Raw genomic sequence first — 24,862 nt, forward strand, 5'->3', positions numbered from 1 at the left:
TCGCGCTATCTGTGTGTCATGCCGTCATTGCGGCGTCGCGCGCAGGTTGCCGATCTGCTCGACGCTGACAGTCGATTGCGGATTGCCGAAGCGCTTCGTCACGTAGTTCGTGATCGCGGCGATCTGCTCGTTGCTCAGGTCGCGGTCGAATGCCGGCATCAGGACGTCGGCGACTTTGGTCGTGCGGCTCACGCCGTGCAGGATCACCATCGCGAGATTGTTCGCGTCGCTCGCGCCCGACACCGTGTTATGGATCAGCGACGGATACGCGCCCGGCGCGCTCGCGCCGACGCCCTCGCCCGTCCAGTTGTGGCACGTCGCGCAGTTGGCGAGGAACAGTTGCGCGCCGTTCGCGCCATTGATCTTCGTGCCGCGCAACGCGACGACGTCGCTTGCCGGCGCGCCCCATCCGGCCCGCGCGCGCGACTCGCCCTTGTCGATCGGCTTGACGGTGCGCAGATACGTCGCGATCGAGCGCAGGTCCTCGGAATCCAGATACTGCGTGCTGTCCGCGACCACGTCGGCCATCGGCCCCGCCGCATTCGCGCGGCCGGGTGCGACGCCCGTCGACAGATAGCTGGTCACGTCCTGATCCGTCCATCCGCCGATCCCGCTCATCTTGTGCGGCGTGATGTTGTACGCGTGCCAGCCCGCCTGGATCGCACCTGAGAATCGTTCGCTGGTCTTGAGTCCTTGCGTGAAGTTGCGCGGCGTATGGCACTCCTCGCAGTGCGCGAGCCCCTGCACCAGATACGCGCCGCGATTCCATTCGGCGCTTTGCTTCGGGTCGGGCACGAAGCGGCCTTCGTCGAAGTTCAGCAGGTTCCAGAAGAACATCAGCCAGCGCAGGTTGAACGGAAAGCTCAGGTTGTTCGCGGGCGGCGTGTAGTGCACGGGCACCACTGTGTTCAGATATGCGCGGATCGCCTGCACGTCCCGTTCGGTGACTTTCGTGTACTCGACATACGGGAACGCCGGATAGAGCCGCTCGCCTTCCTTGCCGATGCCTTCGTGCATCGCGCGCATGAAGTCGGCGTCCGTCCAGTGGCCGATGCCCGTATCCGGATCGGGGGTGATGTTCGGCGTGTAGATCGTGCCGAACGGCGTATGGATCGCGAGGCCGCCCGCGAAAGGACGGCCCTTGTCCGACGTGTGGCACGCGATGCAGTCGCCGACGCGCGCGAGGTACTCGCCGCGCTTGACGAGATCGGGGCCGGTGCCTGTCGCGTCGCCAGCGGGCGCGGCGCCTGTGCCTGCGCTCAGCGCTGCGCCTTGCGCGGCGGCTTCAGCGAGCGGCGCGTCGTCGTTGTGACGCGGGGCCGCGTCATACGCTTCGAGCCACGCGAGATACAGCGCGAACAGCGAGAACGCTGCGGCGAGCGCCGCCATCTTCCAGATCCGGCGGCGGCATTTGAGCGCCGCGCGCCGGCTGCCTGAGAAAACTGTCGCGTCCAGGTTGCCGGTGCGTTCGCCTGGCTTGCGCGCGCGGGACATGTGCTGGTTCATCATGTGTCTTCGTGCGTTGGGTCAGAGTTAGCGCTTGAGCTTGTCGGCGAGCTTCAGCGACAGCGCCGCGATCGTCAGCGTGCAGTTCACGGAAGCCGCGCCCGGCATCACGCCGCTGCCCGCGATAAAAAGATTCTGGTGGTCGTGCGTGCGGCAGTCGGGATCGACGACGGAATCGGCGGCATCGCTGCCCATGATCGTCGTGCCCATGATGTGATTGTTCGGCGCGAACGTATCGTCGAACGACACGTCCGTGCCGCCGAAGAGCCCCGCGATCTGCGCATACAGTTCGTGCGTGTGCGCGGCGCTTTTCTTCACGTAATCGTTGATCGAGTAGTAGATCTCGGGCTGCGGAATGCCGAGCGCGTCCTTGTGATCGGCGGAAGGCACGATGCGGTTCTGCGGCTCCGGCAAATGCTCGTGGAAGCTGTTGACGACGACGAGGCGCGACGCGCGGTCGCGAATCTGCCGGTCGAGTTCGGCGCCCGTCAGGCCCTGTCTGAGCAGCGCCGATGTGATCGCGATCGTCGGCACGCCGTTCGACACATGCAGTTTCTTCGCCGCATAGTCCGAGCGGAACGCGCCGTCACGGAAGTTCACCACCGACGTCATCTCCATCGGCCCGCGCCCAGGCCACAGCGACTCGTTCGCAAGAAACGCGATGCCCGTGCCCGGATGGTCCATCAGATTGCGGCCGACCTGATCGGAGCTGTTGGCGATGCCGTGCGGGAACTTGTCGGAAGTCGACATCAGCATCAGCTTCGGCGTCTCGATGCCGTTCGCGGCCAGCACGAACAGCTTGCCGGTGACGCGCGTGCTGTTGCCGTTCGGGTCCTTGTAGTGAACGGCCGTGATGAGCCCTTTGTCGTCCGCTTCGATCCGGTAGACGACGGCTTGCGCAATCAGCTTCGCGCCCGCGCGCTCGGCCTTGTCGGCATGCACGATGCCGTTGTACATCGCGCCGATCGGACAGATCGGCATGCAGTTGTTGTTGCCGCAGCAGGTGGGCCGCGCATCGTACGGACGGCTGTTGCGCGCGACGGGCTCGGGCACGACCTTGAAGCCGTTCGCGTTCAGCACGTCCGAGAAGCGCTGGTCCATGTACGACAGCGGCAGGCCCGCCATCGGATACGGCTTTGAGCGCGGCGAGCCGAGATCGATCGACGGGTCCGGCCCGGAGACACCCAGTTGCACTTCGGCCGCGTAGTACCACGGCTCGAGCGTTTCATACGGATACGGCCAGTCTCGGCCCACGCCGTACCGCTTCTTCAGTTCGAAATCGGGCGGCAGCAGACGCCATGTCGCGGCGGCCCAGTGCCACGTGGTGCCGCCGACGAGCCGCAGATACTGCGAGTTATACGGATAGTCGCCCTTCTGGATCAGATAGTCGTTCGCAGGCGAGTACTCGGGATGCGGCGCATAAGGCGTCGACGGATACGGCGTCGCGAAGTCCAGTTTCGCGGGCGAATTGCGGAAGTTCTCGACGATCTGCCCGCGCTGCAGACGCGGCCCGGCCTCGAGCAGAATCACCGACGCGCCCGCGAGCGCCATCTGATGCGCGACGAGACCGCCCGCCACGCCCGAGCCGACTACGACGACGTCGGCGGAATTTGCGTTTGCCATCCTTGCCCTCTTCTTTGCCCTCTGCGGCCGGCTTGATCCGCTGGCTTATGTGTTGTTCACGGGTGTGGCAACCCGTCCGGAGACCCCGCCGCGCATCGAAGGCGAGCGGCGTGCGAGACGAACACGTGACGCTGCATGCGCAGCGCTCACGCATTCGCGGGTTTCCGGGTCCAGTAAAACGGCACGTCGCGGCAATACGACGGAATCGTCAGGATGTCCTTCACGGGCTCGAACATCAGTGCGCTTTCATACGCGATTACCTGGACATTTGGCGCATCGCCGACGAGCCCCAGATACCACGCACGCGTGATCGCGCTGACGGTCTTCGCGAGATTCGGCCGTTCGGCCTGCAATGCCTGCGTGACGATGTCGGACGGCACGCCGCCATGGCTCTGCAGCCACGCGTTGAGCGCGGCGACGTTCTGCGTGAACTGGCTGTCCGCCTTGGACAACGCTTCGTAAGCGCGCTTGCCGAGCACGGGATCGAAGCTGGTGTGCCCCGTGAGCTTGCCCGACAGCGCAATGAACGCATCGAAGCCGCCGCCCGCGGGCAGCGTATCGGCGTAGGCAGGCGAGATGCCCGCGAGGTGCGAAAGGCTCGCAACGGGACCGATGCCGCGCGCGGCGCGATGGCTCGCCGCCGTTGAAAACGCAAAGCCAGCCGCCGACGCGAGCGCACCGAGCATCCACGAGCGCCGGCACGGCGAGCGCGCGATGAAGCCGGAACCCGAAGCTGTGCGGGGACGGGAACCGCCCTGCGCGCCGTCGTCGATGCCCGCCGCTTGCACCACCTCGTGAGCTGCCTCGCCGGCGTGCGCGGCATCGGTGCGCGCAGCATGTTGTTCAACATCTGTCATTGGGGGCTCCAGATGATGTTTGTCGTTCGACGGGCGCTCGCCGTCCGGCTAATGGCCGAACCCTGCGAGCACGCCGTGTGTCCACCCCAATACTGGTCTTGCTGGTCTTGCGCCGCTGTCTTGCGGTCTCTAATCGTCGGGCCGTCGGGCGCATTCGGGCGCATCGATCGTGCAGCCATCCGCGCGGCGCCAGCGATTGCGCCGCATACCCGGTCATTCCGGCGATGCCCGATCACAATTGACCTCGCCGGCCTGTTGCGTGCTTCTTGCTTCCTTTGCGCCCCGGGACAAGGCAACGCACCTCGTGAAAGCCGCATGCAAGGCCATTGAGCAAAACTGCGGGAAAACTATAACGTCCAGGACCCTTTTCGACAAATCATGCTGCATGCAAACGTAGAATCGCCGCAACCTTCGGCATCGCTTCGCGACATGCCCTTGTCACACCATCCTGCCAGGAGCGCGCGTCCATGAACGCCTTTCCCCAGGTGCTACGCAACCGCCCGCGCATGATGGCGGGCCTCCTTGTCGGCGTGTTGATCGGCGCGCTGCTCGCGGGCACGCCGATGCGCCCGATGATCCGCGTGCTCGTCTCGTGGGACGTCACCGTATGGACTTATCTCGTGTTGATGTGGATCGAGATGGCCCGCGCCGATCACGACCGCGTGCGCGAGATCGCGCAGCGCGAGGACGAGAACGCGACAGTCGTGCTGTTTATCATCTGTCTCGCGACGGTGGCGAGCATCGCGGCGATCGTGCTGGAGCTGGCGTCGTCGAAAGGCGGCTCCGGCTCGCAAGCGCCGGGCATCTCGCACTACATCGTGACGGCTGTCACGCTGATCGGCGCGTGGTTCCTGATACCGACCATCTTCACACTGCACTACGCGCGCCTGCACTTCGCGACCGACAAGCAGGAAACGGCGCTGAAGTTTCCCGACCACAAGCTCGATCCGAACTACTGGGACTTCCTGTACTTCTCGTTCACGATCGCCGTCGCCTCGCAGACATCGGACGTCGTGCTGCGCTCGCGAGAAATACGCCGCGCGGCGCTTGCGCAATCGGTGCTGTCGTTCTACTTCAACGTGGCCGTGCTCGGGCTGTGCATCAACATGGCGGCGGGGCTGCTCGGCTCGTAGCCCACATTTGCGGCAGGCGACGCCCGGTGCCTGGTGCTTCGCGCGCCGCGCCGGCCCGCTGCTCATTCGCACGTTCGCATGCCGCACGCGATGCCGTAACAACCCGCCATGTAACAGCCGCCGCACGACACGCCCGATTTACACGTCGTCCCTCAAGCCTCGCATCGCGATTCATATGAACGGCGATGCGAGCGCGCTGTTTCATCGCGTCGTATGCGCCCGCGCCAGCCTTCGCCCGCGCGCATGTCGCCTTGCCTGTGCTGCCTGCGCTGCATCCCGTTCTGGCATAGCGCTTGCTCCTTTACCGCCTGCCGACGGGTGCGGGACCGACGACATGACGCGCATCCTGTTCAGATCGGCCAGTACAAATCAGACGCTTTGAACTGGCGCGCGGCAATTCGATCAATGCACTACATTGAGCAATACGCGCCGTCGCAGGACGCATCGCGCGGCATCCGGCTCTGAAGCCTAATAGGCGGTCGTGATCGTACGAATGTGCATCCACACCGCAAAGCAGGACGAATCTGGAAACGACCGATGGAAGCTCCTCACGCTTATGCGCCGCGGATCTACTTTGTTCATTCCCCCCTCGTCGGACGGCTGGATGCGTGGCCCGCGCAGTTCGAACATGCCGCCGCGCTGGGTTTCGATCATGTGCTGATCGGCGGGTTGTTTCAGCCGGGACAGGCGGGGCACGCGCAGATCGTCAGCGATCATGCACGGCTGCATCCCGCGTTCGCCACCGATCAATCCGCGCCCGAAGTGCTGCAGCGTCTCGCCGAGTCCGCGAGCCAGCATGGGCTGACCCTGCTCGTCGATCTCGTGATCGATCGCGCGGCGGCCGACGGTCAGCTCTTCCACCAGCATCGCGACTGGTTTCATCCGTTCGAGCCCGAAGAAGCGCGGCTCGATCCGCGTCACGCGCGTCACGAGGACAACGTCGCGTATGCGAACTTCAGCAACGACCAGGCCGCCGCGCCGCTGATCGACTGGTGGGTACACACGCTCGATGCGCTCGCGGAAACGGGCATCGGCGGCTTCCGTTTCGATTCGCCGCATCGCGTGCCCGCGTTCGCATGGCGGCGTCTCGAAGATGCGGTGCGCTCATCGCAACATCCGTCGACGCGCTTTCTCGCCGCGACGCCCGGACTCGCGAGCGCGGACATCGCGGCGCTCGAAGGCGTGGGCTTCGATGCCGTGTTCACGTCGTCGCGCTGGTGGGACTTCCGCGCGCCATGGCTCTTCGACGAGCACGCGGTGCTGATGCGCGTCGGCTCGCCCGTCGCCTTCCCCGAAGCGCCGTACGGCAAGCGGCTCGCCGCCGATCTCTCGGACGTGCACGATTCGGCCATCGTCGAGCGCGCGTACCGGCGCGCGCTGCTGACGGCGGCATCGACGGGCACCGGCTGGCTGATGCCGATGGGCTTCGAGTACGGCATCGCGGAGCCGATCTCGCACACGCTCGGCAACGCCGACGAGTACGCGAGCAAGCGCGGCGCGGCACGCTTCGATCTCTCCGAGCGCGTGCGCCACGCGAACGCCGTTTCCCGCGACACGTGGGCGCTACAGACGAACGGCGAGCTGTGCTCGCTGTCGAGCCCCGACACGCACGCGACGATCCTGATGCGCGGCGATCAGCGCGATCTGCGCAACGCGGGCGAAGCCGTGCTGATCGCGATCAATCCAGAGCTCGGCATGCCCGTGCATATCGATCCCGCGCGCTTTCTCGACGGCGTGCCCGGCAGCTTCACGCGCTTCCTGTCGCTCGGCACGGAGACGCGCAGCGCGCCGCAGCCGCTTGGCTCCTTCACGCTCGCGCCGGGCGCATGCCGCCTGTTTCGCGCCGTCGCCGAGAAGCCCGTGCTGCTCGCGCCGCCCATCGACAAGCAGAACACCAAAACCTCGGGACACAAGAGCGTGCTGGACGCGATCACGACATCGCGCGTGGCGATCGAAAGCGTGTCGCCCGCCGTCGATCACGGGCGCTTTCCGGCGAAGCGGGTCGTCGGCGAGCGCGTGCCCGTCACGGCGGCCGTGTTCGCGGAAGGCCACGACAAGATCGCGGCCGCCGTCATCTGGCGCGCCGCCGACGAAACGGCATGGCACGAAGTGCCGATGACGCCCGCGCAGCCCGCCGGCAACGACATCTGGGAAGCGCGCATTCCGCTCGAACGCATCGGGCGGCACGAGTTCACGGTGATCGCGTGGCGCGACGATTTCGCGTCGCTCGTCGATCACATGCAGAAGAAGCTGAAGGCCGATCAACCCGTCGATCTCGAACTCGAAGAGGCGAAGCATCTGTTCGCGCTCGCATTGGCCGAAGCCGAAACGGCCGAGGGTTCGCAGCCGCAGCAGCTCGAAGAGATCACCAGGGAGTTCATGAAGGCCGGCACGGGCGAACGGCTCGCGGTCGTGCTCGCGCCGGCGACGGCGCAGGCGTTCGCCGCCGCGCGTCACCGGCCGGGCCTGTCGCGCGATCCCATCGTGTACCGGATCGACGCCGAACGTGCGGAGGCGCGCTTCGGCAGCTGGTACGAGATCTTCCCGCGCTCGATGAGCGACGACGAGCATCGTCACGGCACGTTCGACGACGTGATCGCGAAGCTGCCGCGCATCCGCGACATGGGCTTCGACGTGCTCTACTTTCCGCCGATCCACCCTATCGGCCTCGCCAATCGCAAGGGACGCAACAATACGCTGACGGCGAACGCCGACGACGTCGGCAGCCCGTATGCGATCGGCGGCGAAGCGGGCGGCCACGATGCCGTGCATCCGCGGCTCGGCACGCTCGACGACTTCAAGCGGATGCTCGCCGCCGCGCACGACGAGGGCCTCGAAATCGCGCTCGATTTTGCGATTCAATGCTCGCCCGATCACCCGTGGCTCAATCAGCATCCGACATGGTTCGCATGGCGTCCCGACGGCACGCTGCGTTACGCGGAAAATCCGCCGAAGAAGTATCAGGACATCGTGAACCCGGACTTCTACGCGCGCGACGCGAAGCCCGATTTGTGGATCGCGTTGCGCGACGTGATCCTCTTCTGGGTCGATGCGGGCGTGCGCATTTTCCGCGTCGACAATCCGCACACGAAGCCGTTCCCGTTCTGGGAGTGGATGATCAACGACGTGCGCTCGCGTCACCCGGACGTGATCTTTCTCTCAGAAGCGTTCACGCGCCCGCGCGTGATGGCGCGGCTCGCGAAGCTCGGCTTCTCGCAGTCGTACACGTACTTCACGTGGCGCGAGTCGAAGCGCGACTTCACCGAGTATCTGACGGAGCTCACGCAGACCAATCTGCGCGAATTCTTCCGGCCGAACTTCTTCGTCAACACGCCGGACATCAACCCGCGCCATCTGCAAGCGCAGGGACGTCCGGGCTTTCTGATCCGCGCCGCGCTCGCGACGATGCTCTCGGGACTCTGGGGCGTCTATAGCGGCTTTGAACTGTGCGAAGCGTCGGCGCTGCCGAACAGCGAAGAGTATCTGGATTCGGAGAAGTATCAGATCCGCGCGTGGGACTGGAACCGGCCCGGCAATATCGTCGGCGAGATCACGGAACTGAACCGTATCCGCCGCACGAATCCGGCGCTGCACACGCATCTGAATCTCACGTTCCTGCCCGCGCACAACGATCACATCCTGTTCTTCGAAAAAGCCACCGAGGCGCGCGACAACGTGATCGTCGTCGCGATCAATCTCGATCCGTACAACGAACAGGGCGCCGATGTCGAACTGTCGTGGACGACGTTCAACCGCTGGGGCCTGCACGATCACGCAGCCATCGACGTGATCGACCAGATGACGGGCGAGCGGTTTCAATGGCATGGCAGATGGCAACACGTGCGGCTCAATCCCGGCTTGCGGCCTTTCTCGATCTGGCGCATTGCGCCGGCGGGCGGCCTGCCGCGCGACGAGGTTCCCGAAGACACGGAACCGACAGCCAACGACACACTGATCAACGAATTGCAGGTGCGATATGAAACGTGACGATCCCGCGGAAAGCACGTCGCAAGCGCATATCACCGATACGACGGCCGCCGTGCCCGAGAAACCTCGCAAGGCGCGCCGCGGCAAGGTCTCGATGCTTGCCGACGATCCGCTCTGGTACAAGGACGCGATCATCTACCAGGTGCACATCAAGTCGTTCTTCGATGCGAACAACGACGGCGTCGGTGATTTCCCCGGCCTGATCGCGAAGCTCGACTACATCGCGGAACTGGGCGTGAGCGCGATATGGCTGCTGCCGTTCTATCCGTCGCCGCGCCGCGACGACGGCTACGACATCGCCGACTACAGGAGCGTGCATCCCGATTACGGCTCGCTCGGCGACGTCAAGCGCTTCATCCAGGAAGCGCACGCGCGCGGCCTGCGCGTGATCACCGAACTGGTCATCAATCACACGTCAGACCAGCACCCGTGGTTCCAGCGCGCGCGGCGCGCGAAGCCCGGCTCGAATCATCGCAACTACTACGTGTGGTCCGACACGGACAAGAAATACGAAGAGACGCGCATCATCTTCATCGACGCGGAGCCGTCGAACTGGACGCACGATCCTGTCGCGGGCCAGTACTACTGGCATCGCTTCTATTCGCACCAGCCCGACCTGAACTTCGACAACCCCGCCGTGATGCGCGAAGTGCTGCAGGTGATGCGCTTCTGGCTCGACATGGGCATCGACGGTCTGCGGCTGGATGCCGTGCCGTATCTCGTCGAACGCGAGGGCACGAACAACGAGAACCTGCCGGAGACGCACGCAATCCTGAAGAAGATTCGCGCGACCATCGACGCCGAGTACCCGAACCGGATGCTGCTCGCCGAAGCGAACCAGTGGCCGGAAGACGTGCAGGAATACTTCGGCAACGAAGACGAATGCCACATGGCGTTCCACTTCCCGCTGATGCCGCGCATCTACATGTCGATCGCGAGCGAGGACCGCTTCCCGATCACCGACATCATGAAGCAGACGCCGGATCTCGCCGAAACGAACCAGTGGGCGATCTTCCTGCGCAATCACGATGAACTCACGCTCGAAATGGTCACGGACTCCGAGCGCGACTACTTGTGGAACACCTATGCAAGCGACCGGCGCGCGCGGCTGAACCTCGGCATCCGCCGCCGGCTCGCGCCGCTGATGGAGCGCGACCGCCGGCGCATCGAGCTGATCAACTCACTGCTGCTGTCGATGCCGGGCACGCCCGTGATCTATTACGGCGACGAACTCGGCATGGGCGACAACATCCACCTCGGCGACCGCGACGGCGTGCGCACGCCGATGCAATGGTCGTCCGACCGAAACGGCGGCTTCTCGCGCGCCGATCCCGAGCAGCTCGTGTTGCCGCCCGTGATGGGCGCGCTGTACGGATTCGATGCCGTCAACGTCGAAGCGCAGAGCCGCGATCCGCATTCGCTGCTCAACTGGACACGCCGCATGCTTTCGACGCGCCGCTCGAAGCACACGTTCGGGCGCGGCACGATCCGCTTCCTGAAGCCGAGCAATCGCAAGATCCTCGCGTATCTGCGCGAGCTGCCCGGCGAGCCGCCCATTCTGTGCGTCGCGAACCTGTCGCGCGCGCCGCAGGCCGTCGAACTCGATCTGTCCGAATTCAACGGCGCAGTGCCGATCGAAATGACGGCGGACTCCGTGTTCCCCGCGATCGGGCAACTGACGTATCTGCTGACGTTCCCGCCGTACGGCTTCCTGTGGTTCCTTCTTTGTGAGGACGGAGGCCGCCCGACATGGAGCCAGGCGCCGTCCGAACCGCTGCCCGATTTCGTGACCATCGTGATCCGCGAAGGGCAAACGGGCCCGACGCCCGAGAACGTGCGGCTGCTCGAATCGGAAGTGCTGCCGTCGTGGCTGGGACGGCGGCGCTGGTTTGCATCGAAGGATCAGAAGATGCATGCCGTGCGGCTCGCCGCGCTCACGACGATTCCCGAAGCGGGCTTTGCGTTCACCGAAATCGAAGCGGATGTCGGCAAGCACACTGAGCGTTATGTGCTGCCGATTGCCATCACGTGGGGCGCCGACACGACCACGCCGCTCTTCATGCAGCTCGCGCTCGCGCGCGTGCGGCGCGGCCGCACTGTCGGCCATCTGACGGATGCCTTCGCGCTGCCGCAATTCGCGTACGGCGTGCTGCGCAAGATGCGCGAGCGCGCCGCCGTGCCGACCGTGCAGAAGAGCACGATCCACTTCGTGCCGACCGACCGCTTCGCCGAACTCGATCTCGGCGACCAGCCCGAAATCCGCTGGCTCGCGGCCGAGCAAAGCAACAGCTCGCTCGTGATCGCCGACAAGATCGTGCTCAAGCTCGTGCGGCGTCTGTTGAAGGGCACGCATCCCGAAGCGGAGATGAGCCGCTACCTGACGCAGCTCGGCTACGCGAACACGGCGCCGCTATACGGTGAAGTCGTGCGCATCGATCCTGAGGACGTGCCGCATACGCTGTGCATCCTGCAAGGCTTCGTCGACAACCAAGGCGATGCATGGAACTGGGCGCTCGACACGCTGCGCCGTTCCGTGGACGAACTCGCGCTCGCCGTCGAAAGCGGCGATCCGAATCAGGCGAGCCAGGACCGCGTGAACGAGGAAGAGGCGATCGAAGGTTACGCGTCGTACATGGGCATCATCGGCAAGCGCCTGGGCGAACTTCACGTCGCGCTCGCGACGCCTTCCGGGAACCCCGCGTTCGCGCCCGAGCCCGCCGACGCGGGGCACGTGCAGGCATGGATCGACGGCACGCAGACGATGCTCGCTGCGGCGCTCGAACTGCTCGAGAAAAACGTCGAGCATCTGACCGAAGACGGCGCGCTGCTCGGGCGCAGCATTCTCGATCGCAAGGACAAGCTGATCGAAGCCGTCGCGAACCTCGTGACGCCCGACGCGCATGCGCTGCGCACGCGCATTCACGGCGACTTCCATCTAGGCCAGGTGCTCGTGTCGCAAGGCGACGCGTTCCTGATCGACTTCGAGGGCGAGCCCGCGCGCGAACTCGAAGAGCGCCGCGCGAAGTCGAGCCCGTTGCGCGACGTGGCGGGCCTGTTGCGTTCGCTGTCGTATGCGAGCGCCGCCGCGCAATCGTCGACGGAAGCCGCGCCGCAGGTGACGGCCGACCGCAAGCGCGCCCTCTTCGATCGCTTCCGCCAGGCCGCCGCCGAAGCGTTCCTCGACGAATATCGTGCCGCGACGGAAGCCGCGTCGCAGCCGCTCGTCGCGCCGGAGCACGAACAGGCGCTGCTCGATCTGTTCCTGATCGAGAAAGCCGCCTACGAAATCCGCTATGAAGCGGCCAACCGGCCCGCATGGCTCAGCTTGCCGGTGCGCGGGCTCGCCGCGCTGACGAGCCGCCTGCTCGGCGACACGGGCGCGTCGCCGCAGCCGCCCGATGACGCCTCCACGCCTCCCGCCGCATCGGAGGGTGACTATGAGTGAGCAACACAACCTTCAGCTTGAAGCGGCAGGTCTGCATCGCGTGGATCTGGATGCGCTCGTCGATGCGCGCCATCACGATCCGTTCTCGCAGCTCGGCATGCATCACACGAGCGCTGGTCCCGTCGTGCGCGTGATGCAGCCGAACGCGGCGCGCGTGTCGGTGATCGCGCGCGACGACGGCAGACTGCTCGGCGAACTGGAGCAACTGCATCCGGGGGGCCTGTTCGCGGGGCCCGTCAGCGAGGCCGTGCCGTATCGCTTGCGGATCGACTGGCATGGTCCCGTTCAGGAAATCGAGGACACGTATTCGTTCGGCCCCGTGCTCGGCGACGAGCCGTTGCAGCGCGTCGCGTGGGGCGATCCGTATGCGGTGCTCGAGTGCCTCGGCTCGCGGCCCTACTCGATGGACGGCGTGCCGGGCGTGCGCTTTGCCGTGTGGGCGCCGAATGCGCGGCGCGTCTCCGTGGTGGGCGACTTCAACTCGTGGGACGGCCGCCGGCACCCGATGCGGATGCGTCATCAGGCGGGCGTGTGGGAGCTGTTCGTGCCGCGCATCGGCGCGGGCACGCGTTACAAGTACGAGATGCTGACGCGCGACGGCCACCCGTTGCCGCTGAAGGCCGACCCTTGCGCGATGCAGACGGAGAAGCCGCCTTCGACGGCTTCCGTGGTTGCGCATGTCGATGAAGTCGAGCGCTTTGCGTGGACGGACGGCGACTGGATGCAGACGCGCGCGGCGAAGCAGACGGTGCAATCCGCGATCTCGGTCTACGAGGTGCATGCGGAGTCGTGGCTGCGTATCGCGGAGGAGGGGCATCGCGGGCTCGACTGGTCCGAGCTTGCGGACCGCCTGATTCCGTACGCGAAGGAAATGGGCTTCACGCATATCGAGTTCATGCCGATTGCCGAGCATCCGTTCGGCGGATCGTGGGGTTATCAGCCGTTGTCGCAATTCGCGCCGTCGGCGCGCTTCGGCACGCCGGAGCAGTTCGCGGGCTTCGTGAACCGCGCGCACGAGGCGGGGCTCGGCGTGATACTCGACTGGGTGCCCGCGCACTTTCCAAATGATTCGCATGGGCTCGTGCAATTCGACGGCACGCCGCTCTACGAGCACGCCGATCCGCGCGAGGGCTATCACCAGGACTGGAACACGATGATCTACAACCTCGGACGCAACGAGGTCAGCGCGTTCCTGATCGCATCGGCGCTCGCGTGGCTCAAGCGCTATCACGTCGACGGATTGCGCGTCGATGCCGTGGCGTCGATGCTGTATCGCGACTACTCGCGCGCAGCGGGCGAATGGGTGCCGAACATCTATGGCGGCCGCGAGAACCTCGAGGCGATTGCGTTCCTGAAGCGGCTGAATCATGAAGTGCAGCATATGCCGGACGTGCATGGCGCGATCACGATTGCGGAAGAGTCGACGGCATGGCCTGGCGTGACGGCCCGCACGGAGGATGGCGGACTCGGCTTCCAGTTCAAATGGAACATGGGATGGATGCACGACACGCTGCACTACATGCATGAGGACCCGGTCCATCGTCGGTGGCATCACCACAACATGACGTTCGCGATGGTGTATGCGTACTCCGAGAAGTTCGTGCTGCCGCTCTCGCATGACGAGGTTGTGCATGGGAAGGGCTCGCTGCTCGGCAAGATGCCCGGCGACCGCTGGCAGAGGTTTGCGAATCTGCGCGCGTACTTCGCGTTCATGTGGACGCATCCGGGAAAGAAGCTGATGTTCATGGGCGGCGAGTTCGGGCAGATGGCCGAGTTCGATCACGACGGCTCGCCGCACTGGCATCTGCTCGACGACGACATGCACCACGGCGTGCAGCGGCTCGTGCGCGATCTGAACCGGCTGTATCGCGAGGAGCCTGCGTTGCATCGGCTCGATTCCGAGCCTGGCGGGTTCGAGTGGATCGTCGGCGATGACACGGGGAACTCTGTGTTTGCGTGGCGGCGCGTGGATGGCGCGGGGCGCGAGCTCATTACCGTTTGCAACTTCACGCCGGTGCCGCGACAGGGATATCGGATCGGCATGTCACGTCCGGGGCGTTGGGTCGAAGTCGTGAATACCGATGCGGGTGTTTATGGCGGGTCGAATGTGGGGAATGCCGGGGTGATTTATACGGAAGAGGTGGCGGCGCATGGACGGCCGCAGTCCGCTTCGTTGATCTTGCCGCCGTTGGGGACGGTAGTACTAAGGGCAGACTGATTTTTACTCTGCGAGGCTGTTGGTTTGCTTTGCCCTTCGCTGGCATCCGCGATTGCGTTGGTCTGCTTTGCCCTTATCGCGGGCATCCGCGATGCGCCTCGCGGCGCAGGCGTTGCCCCTGTGCGGGGCGGCACTCACTTTCTTTGTCCCCCAAGGGGACTTCCTTCGGGGCGCCGGCGCAAAGAAAGTAAGCAAAGAAAGCGGACTCACACCGCCAGTGCTTGACGTTTACCCACGGGCTCTCAACGGCCCCATGCTTCATACGACAGCGGGCTCGCTGATGTTCGTTGCCAACGCTCCGGCTAAACGCCTCACCCGCTTCACGCACGCGTGGCACGGCCAAGGGTATCGCTGTTCCAGCGCCGCATGTCGGTAGTGAATGGAGGTTGCTGTGTTGTATAGGGCACGCCCGCACTTGTCGCCGCATCGCGCAGCGCGGGTGTCCTGTGCGGTGCGAATGCCTACACACAGTTTGCCGCAAAGGGGCCGGGGATATTCGATGTCGCGGGGCGTAATTCGGGTGCAGATGCAGGTGAGGCGCTTGGTAGTGCGTTGGCAACGAACATGGGCCAATACGCAGCCGTGTGAACGATGGGGACGTTGAGGGCCCGTGGGTAATCGCCAAGAGGCTCGGTGTGAGCGGCTTTCTTTTGCCTACTTTTCTTTGCCGCTGCAAAGAAAAGTAGGTGCCGCCCCGCACAGGGGCAACGCCCGCGCCGGTAGGCGCATCGCGGATGCCCCGCGAAGGGCAAGGCGAACCAACGCATTCGCGGATGCCCGCGATAAGGGCAAAGCAAACCAAAGCGTCGCAGACAAAAAAGGAAAACCATGTCCCATGTACTACCAGACCGACTGTTGCCGGGCAACCCATACCCCTTGGGTTCGAGCTGGGACGGCTTGGGCGTGAACTTCGCGGTCTTCTCCGCGAACGCGCAACGAATCGAGTTGTGCCTGTTCGAGCCGACAGGCCGAAAGGAACTCAAACGCTACGCACTTCCCGAATGCACCGACGAAATCTGGCACGGCTACCTGCCCCACGCGCACCCCGGCACCGTCTACGCGTTGCGGGCCCACGGCGCCTATCAGCCGCAAAACGGACATCGGTTCAATCCTCACAAGCTGCTGCTCGACCCTTACGCGAGAAAGCTCATCGGTCAGTTCAGATGGTCGGATGCACTCTTCAGCTATCGCGTTCATTCGAACAGAATGGACCTGTCGATCGACCGGCGAGACTCGGCGCCCGCGATGCCGAAGTGCGTCGTCGTCGACGAAGCATTCGACTGGTCCCACGACAAGCGCCCCAACGTGCCGTGGAACGAAACCGTCATCTACGAAACACACGTGCGCGGCGCGTCGATGCTGCGCAAGGACCTGCGCGCGCCCGAGCGCGGCACGTTCGCCGCGCTCGCGTCGCCGGAATTCATCGAACATCTGCTCAAGCTCGGCGTCACGGCCGTCGAACTGCTGCCCGTCCACGCTTTTCTCAACGACCGCTTTCTCGTCGAGCGCGGACTGCGCAATTACTGGGGCTACAACACGGCCGCGTTCTTCGCGCCCGAGCCGTCGTATCTGTCCACGCACCGGCTCGACGAAATGCGCATCGCCGTCCGTCAACTGCACGCGGCGGGAATCGAGGTAATACTCGACGTCGTCTACAACCACACGTGCGAAGGCAATGAAATGGGCCCCACGGTGTCGTGGCGCGGACTCGACAACGCCAGCTACTATCGCCTGATTCCCGGCGACGAGCGGCATCACATCAACGACACGGGCTGCGGCAACACGCTCAACCTGCCACACCCGCGCGTGCTGCAAATGGTGATGGACTCGCTGCGCTACTGGTCGACGGCCTTCAATATCGACGGCTTTCGTTTCGATCTCGGCGTCACGCTCGGGCGCGAGCACTCGGGCTTCGATCCGGGCTCGGGCTTCTTCGACGCGCTGCGTCAGGACCCTATCCTGTCGCAACGCAAGCTGATTTCAGAGCCGTGGGACATCGGCCCCGGCGGCTATCAGCTCGGCAATCATCCGCCAGGCTTCGCCGAATGGAACGACCGTTTCCGCGATTCCGTGCGCCGCTTCTGGCGCGGCGACGCCGGCATGCGGCCCGATCTCGCCGCGCGCCTGACAGGATCGGCGGATCTCTTCAACCGGCGCTTTCGCAAGCCGACGGCGTCGATCAACTTCGTCGCGTCGCACGACGGCTACACGCTCGCCGATCTCGTCTCGTACACGCAAAAGCACAACGAGATGAACGGCGAGAACAACAACGACGGCCACAACGAAAATTGCAGCTCGAACTGGGGCGTCGAAGGCCCGACCGACGAACCCGCTGTCGCCGAAACACGCGAACGCGTCGCGCGCTCGCTGATCGCGACGCTCTTCATCGCGCTCGGCACGCCGATGATGCTCGCCGGCGACGAAATGGGCCGCACCCAGCGCGGCAACAACAACGCGTACTGCCAGGACAACGAAATTTCGTGGATGGATTGGGAACGCGCCACGCTTCCGCACGGGCGCAAAATGACCATGTTCTTCGCGCGCATGATCGCGTTGCGCAAACAGCACCCGCTATTGCGCGAAAACCGCTTCCTGTTCGGCGACCGCGAGGTGCTGCCCGGCCTTTACGACGTCGGCTGGTTCGACGAACAGGGCGAGGCGCTCACGATCGAAGCGTGGCAGGACCCCGAAGGCCGCGCGTTCACGCTGCGGCGCGCGGGCCCGGGCCTGAACGAAGAAACGGAAGTATTGTTGATGATGTTGAACGCGTCGGCGGCGGCTGTGCGCTTCACGCCGCCCCCGCCGCACCTGGAATGGCACGTGCTCATCGATACATCTGACCCGCAAGCGCCGCCCGCTCCTCTCGCGGCGCCCGATCTGGAGGTCGCTGCACACAGCATGGTCGTGGTCGCGGCGCAGCCCACGGGCGACGCGGACTGGCAGGCGAGCTGGCGCGCGGGCGCACAGTACGGCCCGCGTCTGTTGACGGCGCTGCCGCCGGACCCGGGCACGTCGATGCCCGACCCGGAGCCGTCCGAATGAACGCGCGAATGAGCACGCGAACGGGCCCGTCAATGAGCACACGAATGAGCACACGAATGAGCACATCGATGAGCACGCCGATGAATGGTGACAATCATGCATGAACGTCCGATCGACCCTCACGCGCATCATCACGCGCACTGCCTGCCGTTCGGCGCGCAGTTGCTCGGCGCGGCGAGCGCGAAGCCGCGCACGCGCTTCAGGCTGTGGGCGCCGTCGTGCGCGAAGGTGCAGGTGATGATCGAAAGCGGCCCCGCGAAGGGCCTGCTCGACATGAACCAGACAGGCAACGGCTGGTTCGAAACGGAGGCCGAATGCAGCGCGGGCACGCTGTATCGCTACAAGCTCGACGGCGCGCTGCTGGTGCCCGACCCCGCGTCGCGCTTCCAGCCGCAGGATGTGCACGGCCCGAGCGAAGTGATCGACCCGCGCGCGTACAACTGGCAGCACACGCACTGGTGCGGACGCCCGTGGGAAGAAACGGTGCTGTACGAACTGCACATCGGCGCGCTGGGCGGCTGCGCGGGCGTGACGAAGCGCCTGCCGGAGATCATGGCGCTCGGTGTCACCGCAATCGAGCTGATGCCGCTCAACGACTTTCCGGGCCAGCGCAACTGGGGCTACGACGGCGTGCTGCCGTATGCGCCCGACTCCGCGTATGGCCGCCCCGACGACCTGAAGGCGCTGATCGACGCCGCGCACGGACTCGGCCTCGCCGTGTTCCTCGACGTGGTCTACAACCACTTCGGCCCCGACGGCAACTATCTGCAGCAGTACGCGAAGCCCTTCTTCCGCGAAGGCACGCACACGCCGTGGGGGCCTGCGATCGACTTCGAGCGCAGCGAAGTGAGCGAGTTCTTCAGCGACAACGCGCTCTACTGGCTCAACGAATATCGGATCGACGGCCTGCGCCTCGACGCCGTACATGCAATCGACAACGACACGTGGCTGCGCGGTTTCGCCGATCACGTGCGCGCGCATGTGCAGCACGGACGTCACGTGCATCTCGTGCTCGAAAACGAGCGCAATACGGCGAACCTGCTCGACACGCACTTCACCGCGCAATGGAACGACGACGCGCACAACACGCTGCACGTGCTGCTGACGGGCGAGCATGAAGGCTATTACGCCGCTTACGCGGATCAGCCGATCCACAAGCTCGCGCGCATACTCGGCAGCGGCTTCGGCTATCAGGGCGATCCATCGCCCATTCATCACGGCAAGCCGCGCGGCCAGCCGAGCGGCCATCTGCCGCCCACGTCGTTCGTGATGTTCCTGCAGAACCACGATCAGATCGGCAATCGCGCGATGGGCGAGCGTCTGCGCGCGCTGTGCGCGGACGACGCGCTGCTCGCCGCGACGGGCCTGCTGCTGCTCTCGCCGCAAATTCCGCTGCTGTTCATGGACGAACAGTTCGGCTCGAAGCAGCCGTTTCTGTTCTTCACCGACTACACGGGCGATCTCGCGAACGCCGTGCGCGAAGGACGCCGCAAGGAATTCGCGCGCTTCTCCGCGTTCGCCGACGAAAAGCGCCGCGCGCTGATCCCCGATCCGAACGATCCGCAGACGTTCGCGAAATCGTCGCCGCCCGCCGCGCGCAGCAACGACACGCCCGAAGACAAGGAAGCGTTCGAATGGATGCACTTCTACAAGTCGGCGCTGGCCGTGCGCGCGAAGCTGATCGCGCCGCGCCTGCAACGCGCGAAGCCGCTCGGCGCGGCCGTGCTGAAGGCAAACGACGGACACGATGCGAACGCGCTCGTCGCGCGCTGGAAACTCGATGACGGCGAGACGCTGTCGATCGCGCTGAACGTCGGCAAGAAAGCGGTGCGGCTCGATGCACAGCCCGAAGGCAAGGTGATCTTCGAGACGCCGCCGCGCGTGCGCGATCGCGTCGATGCGGGCGAGCTTCCGCCGAATGCGTTCGTCGCATGGCTGACGGGCGACGTCAGCGAGTACGCGGTCGGTCACGACGCGCGCAAGAACGCCACTCAGGAGTAACACGCTTGGCCACTACCCGACGCCCCGGCCTGCCCGTCGACAGCCTCGCCGCGCGCGCTGGCTTCGAAGTCGAATGGGAAGACGCGCATCACAAGAAGCACCGCGTGCCCGATAGCACGCTCGCCGTGCTGCTCGAGCGCATGGGCCTGCCGTGCGCGACCGCCACGCAGGTCCGCCAGAGCACGGCCGCGCTCGAAGCCGAATTGTCCGGTCGCAAGCTGCCGCCGCTGATGACGGTCGAATGCGGACGCGGCATCGCACTGCCCGCAGCCGCGATCAAGTCGGGCAGCCACTACCGGATCGAACTGGAAAGCGGCTCGGTGATCGACGGCCGCTTCACGGCGCCCAAGGGCGAAGCGGCGCTGCTCTCGCCGATCGACGAGCCCGGTTATCACACGCTCGTGCTCAACGATCACCGGATGACGCTCGCCGTCGCGCCCGCGCGCTGCTACACCGTCACCGATGCGTGGCACGCGATGCACGGCGACGACGCGAACCCGCCGCCGCTGTGGGGCATCGCCGCGCAGATCTACGGCTTGCGCCGGACCGGCGACGGCGGCATCGGCGACTACACGGCGCTCGCGACGCTGGCGATCGAAAGCGCGAAACGCGGCGCGCATGCGCTCGCGATCAGCCCTACGCATGCAATGTTCAGCGCGCTGCCGAAAAGCTTTAGTCCGTATTCGCCGTCGTCGCGTCTATGGCTGAACGTCACGCACATCGATCCTGCCGCCGTGTTCGGCGCGCAGACCGCTCAAGCCGCGCTCGATGCAGCGGGCGCCGTCGATGCCTGGGCGCAACTCGAACCGCTGCCCCTGATCGACTGGAAGACGGCGATCCCGCTGAAGCTCAAGGTGCTGCGCGTGCTGTTCGAGCGCTTCTGCGCCAACGACCGCGCGCAGGACCTGCCGCGCGCGCTCGAATTTCACGGCTTCTGCGAGCGCGGCGGCCGCGCGCTCGAAGATCATGCGCGCTTCGAAGCGTTGCAAGCGTTCCAGTTGCAGCACGGCGGCGTCGGCTACTGGCGCAAGTGGGCCGAGCCGCTGCAAGACCCGCGCAGCCCCGAAGTCGAGGCGTTCGCGAACGAGCATCGGCATGAAGTCGAGTTTCATCTGTTCCTGCAATGGCTCGCCGCGAAGGGCCTGTCGCATGCCCAGCACGCTGCGCGCGACGCGGGCATGTCCGTCGGCCTGATCGCGGATCTTGCCGTCGGCTGCGACAGCGCGGGCTCTCACGCATGGTCGTATCGCGACGACATGCTGCAAGGCGTATCCGTCGGCGCGCCGCCCGATCTGTTCAACCAGGCGGGCCAGACGTGGGGCCTCACGACGTTCTCGCCGCGCGCGATGCGCAACCAGGGCTTCTCGGCATTCATCGACATGCTGCGCACCGCATTCGCATACGCGGGCGGCATTCGCATCGACCACATCCTTGGCTTGCGGCGGCTGTGGCTCGTGCCCGAAGGCGAGTCCGCGAAGAACGGCGCGTATCTGCGCTATCCGCTCGAAGACATGCTGCGGCTGATTGCGCTCGAATCGTGGCGGCATCGCGCAATCGTGATCGGCGAGGACCTGGGCACCGTGCCGCCCGGCTTGCGCGAGCGGCTGACCGAGCACGGGCTCGCAGGCATTCGCGTGCTGTGGTTCGAGCGCACAAAGGACGGCGGCGGCTTCAAGTCGCCCGTCGAGTGGGACCGCGATGCCGTCGCGACGACCACCACACACGATCTGCCGACCGTCACCGGCTGGTGGCGCGGCGAAGATATCGTGTGGCGCCATCGCGTCGGGCAGACGGCACCGCGCGCCGATGGCCGCGACCCTGTCGCGCTCGCGCAGGCCGAACGCGCCGACGACCGCGCCGCATTGTGGCAGGCGTTCCAGCAAGCGGGCATCGCGCCGCTCGACGTCGCTGCGCCGCCGCCCGACGATGCGCCCGTCGACGAAGCGCTTGCGTTCGTCGCCGTCACGCCGTCGCCGCTCGTCACGTATCCGCTCGAAGACCTGCTCGGTCTCGCGGACCAGCCGAATCTGCCCGGCTCGATCGACGAGCATCCGAACTGGCGCCGCCGCGTGATGCAGCCCGTCGAAGCGCTCTTTGCCGATGAAACGTTTTGCGACCGCCTGCTCGCGATCGAGCGGGCTCGCACCGATCCAACCTCAGCTTCTTCGTTGTCCGATACGCCATGACTGTCCCGCGCGCCACGCTCCGACTCCAGTTCCATCGCGGCTTCACATTCGACGATGCGCTCGCGCGCGTCGACTACTTCGCCACGCTCGGCGTGAGCCACTTGTATGCATCACCCGTCACGACGGCGACGCCCGGCTCGATGCACGGCTACGACACCGTCGACCACAGCCTGGTCAGCGCCGAATGCGGCGGCGAAAACAGCCTGCGGCGCCTCGCCGACAAGCTGCACGAACGCGGCATGGGCCTGATCGTCGACATCGTGCCGAATCACATGGGCGTGAGCCCGCACAACGCATGGTGGCGGGACATCCTCGAATGGGGCCGGCACAGCGCCTATGCGCGCTATTTCGACGTCGACTGGCACTCGCCCGATCCCGCGCTGCGCGGCAAGGTGCTGATGCCCGTGCTCGGCGGGGCCTACGGCGAAGAGCTGGCGGCGGGACGCATTGCGTTGCGCTTCGATGCCGATAGCGGCCGCTTCGATATCGCCTATGGCGAGCACGCGTGCCCCGTGTGTCCCGTCGATTACGCGGCAATTCTTCAGTCAGCGGATCGCGCCGATCTGAGCGCGCTCGCCGAGCGTTTCGCTCCCGTCACGACGCAGCCCGCCGATCAGCCTCGCGCCGTCGAAGGCCGCGAGGCGCTCGTCGAGTTCGTGCGGCAGAACGGCGCGTCGGCGATCGAGTTCGTGCTCGAAACATACTCGCCGCACGAGCCCGTCACGCGCGACCGCCTGCACCGGCTGATCGAGCGGCAGCACTTCAGGCTCGCATGGTGGCGCACGGCATCGGACGAAGTGAACTGGCGGCGTTTCTTCGATATCAGCTCGCTCGCGGCCGTGCGCGTCGAGCGCCCCGAAGTGTTCGACGCCGTGCACGCGCTGATCTTCCGGCTGTATGCGGAAGGCGTGATCGACGGCGTGCGCGTCGATCACGTCGACGGGCTCGCGGAGCCGCGCGAATACACGCAGCGGCTGCGTCAGCGGCTCTCGGAGCTGCGCGAGGGCACGACGCCGTATATCCTCGTCGAAAAAATTCTCGGACGCGGCGAAACGCTGCGCGACGACTGGCCCGTCGACGGCACGACGGGCTATGACTTCATGAACGACGTCGGTGCGCTGCTGCACGATCCGAAGGGCGCCGCGCCGCTCGCGAACGCGTGGGCCGAACTGAGCGGCCGCCCCGCGAACTTCGCCGACGAAGCGCTGCCCGCGCGCCGCCAGATACTCGCGGAAAATCTGCCCGCCGAACTGGACCGCGCAACACGCGCGCTGCATCGGATTGCGCGCGACAACCTCGCCACGCGCGACTGCACGTACACCGCGATCCGCCGCGTGACGAACGAACTCGCGGCGCACTTCCCCGTCTATCGCATCTATCCGCAAAACGGCTTGCGCAGCAGCGCCGACAACGCGTACTTCGACATCGCGCTCGATGCCGCGAAGCAAACGCTGTCGCGCGCCGATCATGGCGTGCTGGCGCAGGTCGATGCGTGGCTCGGCAGCGGCTCGGACGAGAGCGGCAACGGACGTTCGGCTTCGCAGCAACAGTCGCAGTCTTCACAGTCGCAGCAGTCCTCGCAATCGCAGCAGAGCAATCCCGGCGCGTTCAATCACACGGCGTCGGCGCGCCGCACGGTGCAGACGCTTTTCTCGCAACTGACGGCGCCCGTCGCCGCGAAGGCGATCGAAGATACCGCCTGCTATCGCTACGGGCGTCTGCTGTCGCGCTGCGAAGTGGGCGCCGATCCGGGCGAGTTCGCGCTGTCGGTCGAGCAGTTTCATGCGGGCAATCAGGAGCGCGCGCGGCGCTTTCCTCACTCGATGCTCGCGACGGCCACGCACGATCACAAGCGCGGTGAGGACATGCGCGCGCGGCTCGCCGTGGTGAGCGAAATCGCCGACGAATGGATCGCGACGCTGCGCGCGTGGACGACACTGAACACGCCGCATCGCCGCGCGCTGAACGGCAATGGCGACGACTGGGCGCCCGGTCCCGCCGCCGAGGCGATGCTGTATCAGACATTGGTCGGCTGCTGGCCGCCGGGTCTGTCGCCCGACAACGATGCGGGCATCAAGGCGCTCGCCGAACGCGTCGCGCAATGGCAACTGAAGGCGCTGCGCGAAGCGAAACTGCGCACGACGTGGCTCGCGCCCGATGAAGCGTTCGAGAACGGCTGCCGCGAGTTCCTGTTCGACATTCTCGCGCCGCAGCGCCGCGACGGCTTTCTGCGCGAGCTATGCGCGTTCGTTGCGCGTATCGGCCGCGCGGGTGTCGTGAACAGCTTGCAGCAGACGGTGCTGCGTCTCGCGTCGCCGGGCGTGCCCGATCTGTATCAGGGCACGGAGCTGTGGGACTTCAGTCTCGTCGATCCCGACAACCGCCGGCCCGTCGATTTCGCGCAGCGGCAAGCGATGCTCGCGGACGCGCCGCCTTCCGCCTATTTCGCGAACTGGCGTGATGGTCGCGTGAAGCTCGCCATCATCCAGCGGATGCTCGCGTTGCGCGTGCAGATGCCGGAGCTGCTCAGTAAGGGCACCTATCTGCCGCTGACGGTGCAAGGCCGGCACGCGGACCGCGTGATCGCATTCGCGCGGCGTCATGGCAATTCCTGGGCGGTGGTGATCGCGACGCGCCTGTCGACGTCGCTGCTCGACGCAAACAGCGACGCGCCGCTCGTCGATCCGATCAACTGGGAGGACACGGCCACGCAGATGCCCGAAGAACTCTTTGCGCGCGCGCTGTTCGACTGGGTGAGCCCGGCCGCGCCGAAGGTGGAGGATACGGGGCTGCTCTATCTGCGCGATGCGCTGACGACGATGCCCGTTGCCGTTCTTGTTGAGGATGGGGTGCCGCGTGTGTGA

At 65.6% G+C, this 24,862-nt stretch carries 11 protein-coding genes; 8 read left to right on the forward strand and 3 right to left on the reverse strand.

Annotated features, from left to right (window positions below):
• Positions 1 to 24: 24 nt before the first annotated feature.
• The 3 genes from BN2476_RS18555 to BN2476_RS18565 all read right to left on the reverse strand — a co-directional run bounded on the left by BN2476_RS18555 (position 25) and on the right by BN2476_RS18565 (position 3,986).
• Complete coding sequence (locus tag BN2476_RS18555; protein WP_235850875.1) at positions 25 to 1,509, reverse strand: c-type cytochrome; 1,485 nt, start codon at positions 1,507 to 1,509, stop codon at positions 25 to 27.
• Positions 1,510 to 1,533: 24 nt separating this feature from the next.
• Positions 1,534 to 3,129 (reverse strand): GMC family oxidoreductase, encoded by a 1,596-nt coding sequence (locus BN2476_RS18560; RefSeq protein ID WP_087735631.1) that lies wholly within the window; start codon positions 3,127 to 3,129, stop codon positions 1,534 to 1,536.
• A gap of 146 nt (positions 3,130 to 3,275) precedes the next feature.
• Entirely contained in the window at positions 3,276 to 3,986 is a 711-nt protein-coding gene (locus BN2476_RS18565; RefSeq protein ID WP_268957913.1) for a sugar dehydrogenase complex small subunit, read from the reverse strand.
• A gap of 467 nt (positions 3,987 to 4,453) precedes the next feature.
• Here BN2476_RS18565 and BN2476_RS18570 point away from each other — a divergent pair, with 467 nt between their 5' ends.
• The 8 genes from BN2476_RS18570 to treY all read left to right on the forward strand — a co-directional run bounded on the left by BN2476_RS18570 (position 4,454) and on the right by treY (position 24,862).
• A complete protein-coding gene (locus tag BN2476_RS18570; RefSeq protein WP_087735632.1) occupies positions 4,454 to 5,119 on the forward strand; it encodes a DUF1345 domain-containing protein in 666 nt (221 codons plus the stop codon).
• Positions 5,120 to 5,656: 537 nt separating this feature from the next.
• Positions 5,657 to 9,106 (forward strand): maltotransferase domain-containing protein, encoded by a 3,450-nt coding sequence (locus BN2476_RS18575; protein ID WP_087735633.1) that lies wholly within the window; start codon positions 5,657 to 5,659, stop codon positions 9,104 to 9,106.
• Positions 9,096 to 12,551 (forward strand): maltose alpha-D-glucosyltransferase, encoded by a 3,456-nt coding sequence (gene treS, locus BN2476_RS18580; RefSeq protein WP_087735634.1) that lies wholly within the window; start codon positions 9,096 to 9,098, stop codon positions 12,549 to 12,551. Before BN2476_RS18575 ends, treS begins: the two co-directional genes overlap by 11 nt.
• Positions 12,544 to 14,769, forward strand: coding sequence for a 1,4-alpha-glucan branching protein GlgB (glgB, locus tag BN2476_RS18585; protein ID WP_087735635.1), 2,226 nt, complete (start codon positions 12,544 to 12,546; stop codon positions 14,767 to 14,769). Before treS ends, glgB begins: the two co-directional genes overlap by 8 nt.
• 828 nt (positions 14,770 to 15,597) lie before the next feature.
• Positions 15,598 to 17,811, forward strand: a complete 2,214-nt coding sequence (gene glgX / locus BN2476_RS18595; RefSeq protein WP_087735637.1) for a glycogen debranching protein GlgX — start codon at positions 15,598 to 15,600, stop codon at positions 17,809 to 17,811.
• Positions 17,812 to 17,907: 96 nt separating this feature from the next.
• Complete coding sequence (gene treZ / locus BN2476_RS18600) at positions 17,908 to 19,812, forward strand: malto-oligosyltrehalose trehalohydrolase (RefSeq protein ID WP_087735696.1); 1,905 nt, start codon at positions 17,908 to 17,910, stop codon at positions 19,810 to 19,812.
• Between the two features lie 5 nt (positions 19,813 to 19,817).
• Positions 19,818 to 21,998 carry a 4-alpha-glucanotransferase gene (gene malQ / locus BN2476_RS18605; RefSeq protein WP_087735638.1) on the forward strand — a complete coding sequence of 727 codons (2,181 nt, stop codon included), beginning with the start codon at positions 19,818 to 19,820 and terminating at the stop codon, positions 21,996 to 21,998.
• Positions 21,995 to 24,862, forward strand: coding sequence for a malto-oligosyltrehalose synthase (gene treY / locus BN2476_RS18610; RefSeq protein ID WP_087735639.1), 2,868 nt, complete (start codon positions 21,995 to 21,997; stop codon positions 24,860 to 24,862). The genes malQ and treY overlap by 4 nt, the downstream gene beginning before the upstream one ends.

This window comes from Paraburkholderia piptadeniae, from assembly GCF_900007165.1.
GTDB lineage: Bacteria > Pseudomonadota > Gammaproteobacteria > Burkholderiales > Burkholderiaceae > Paraburkholderia > Paraburkholderia piptadeniae.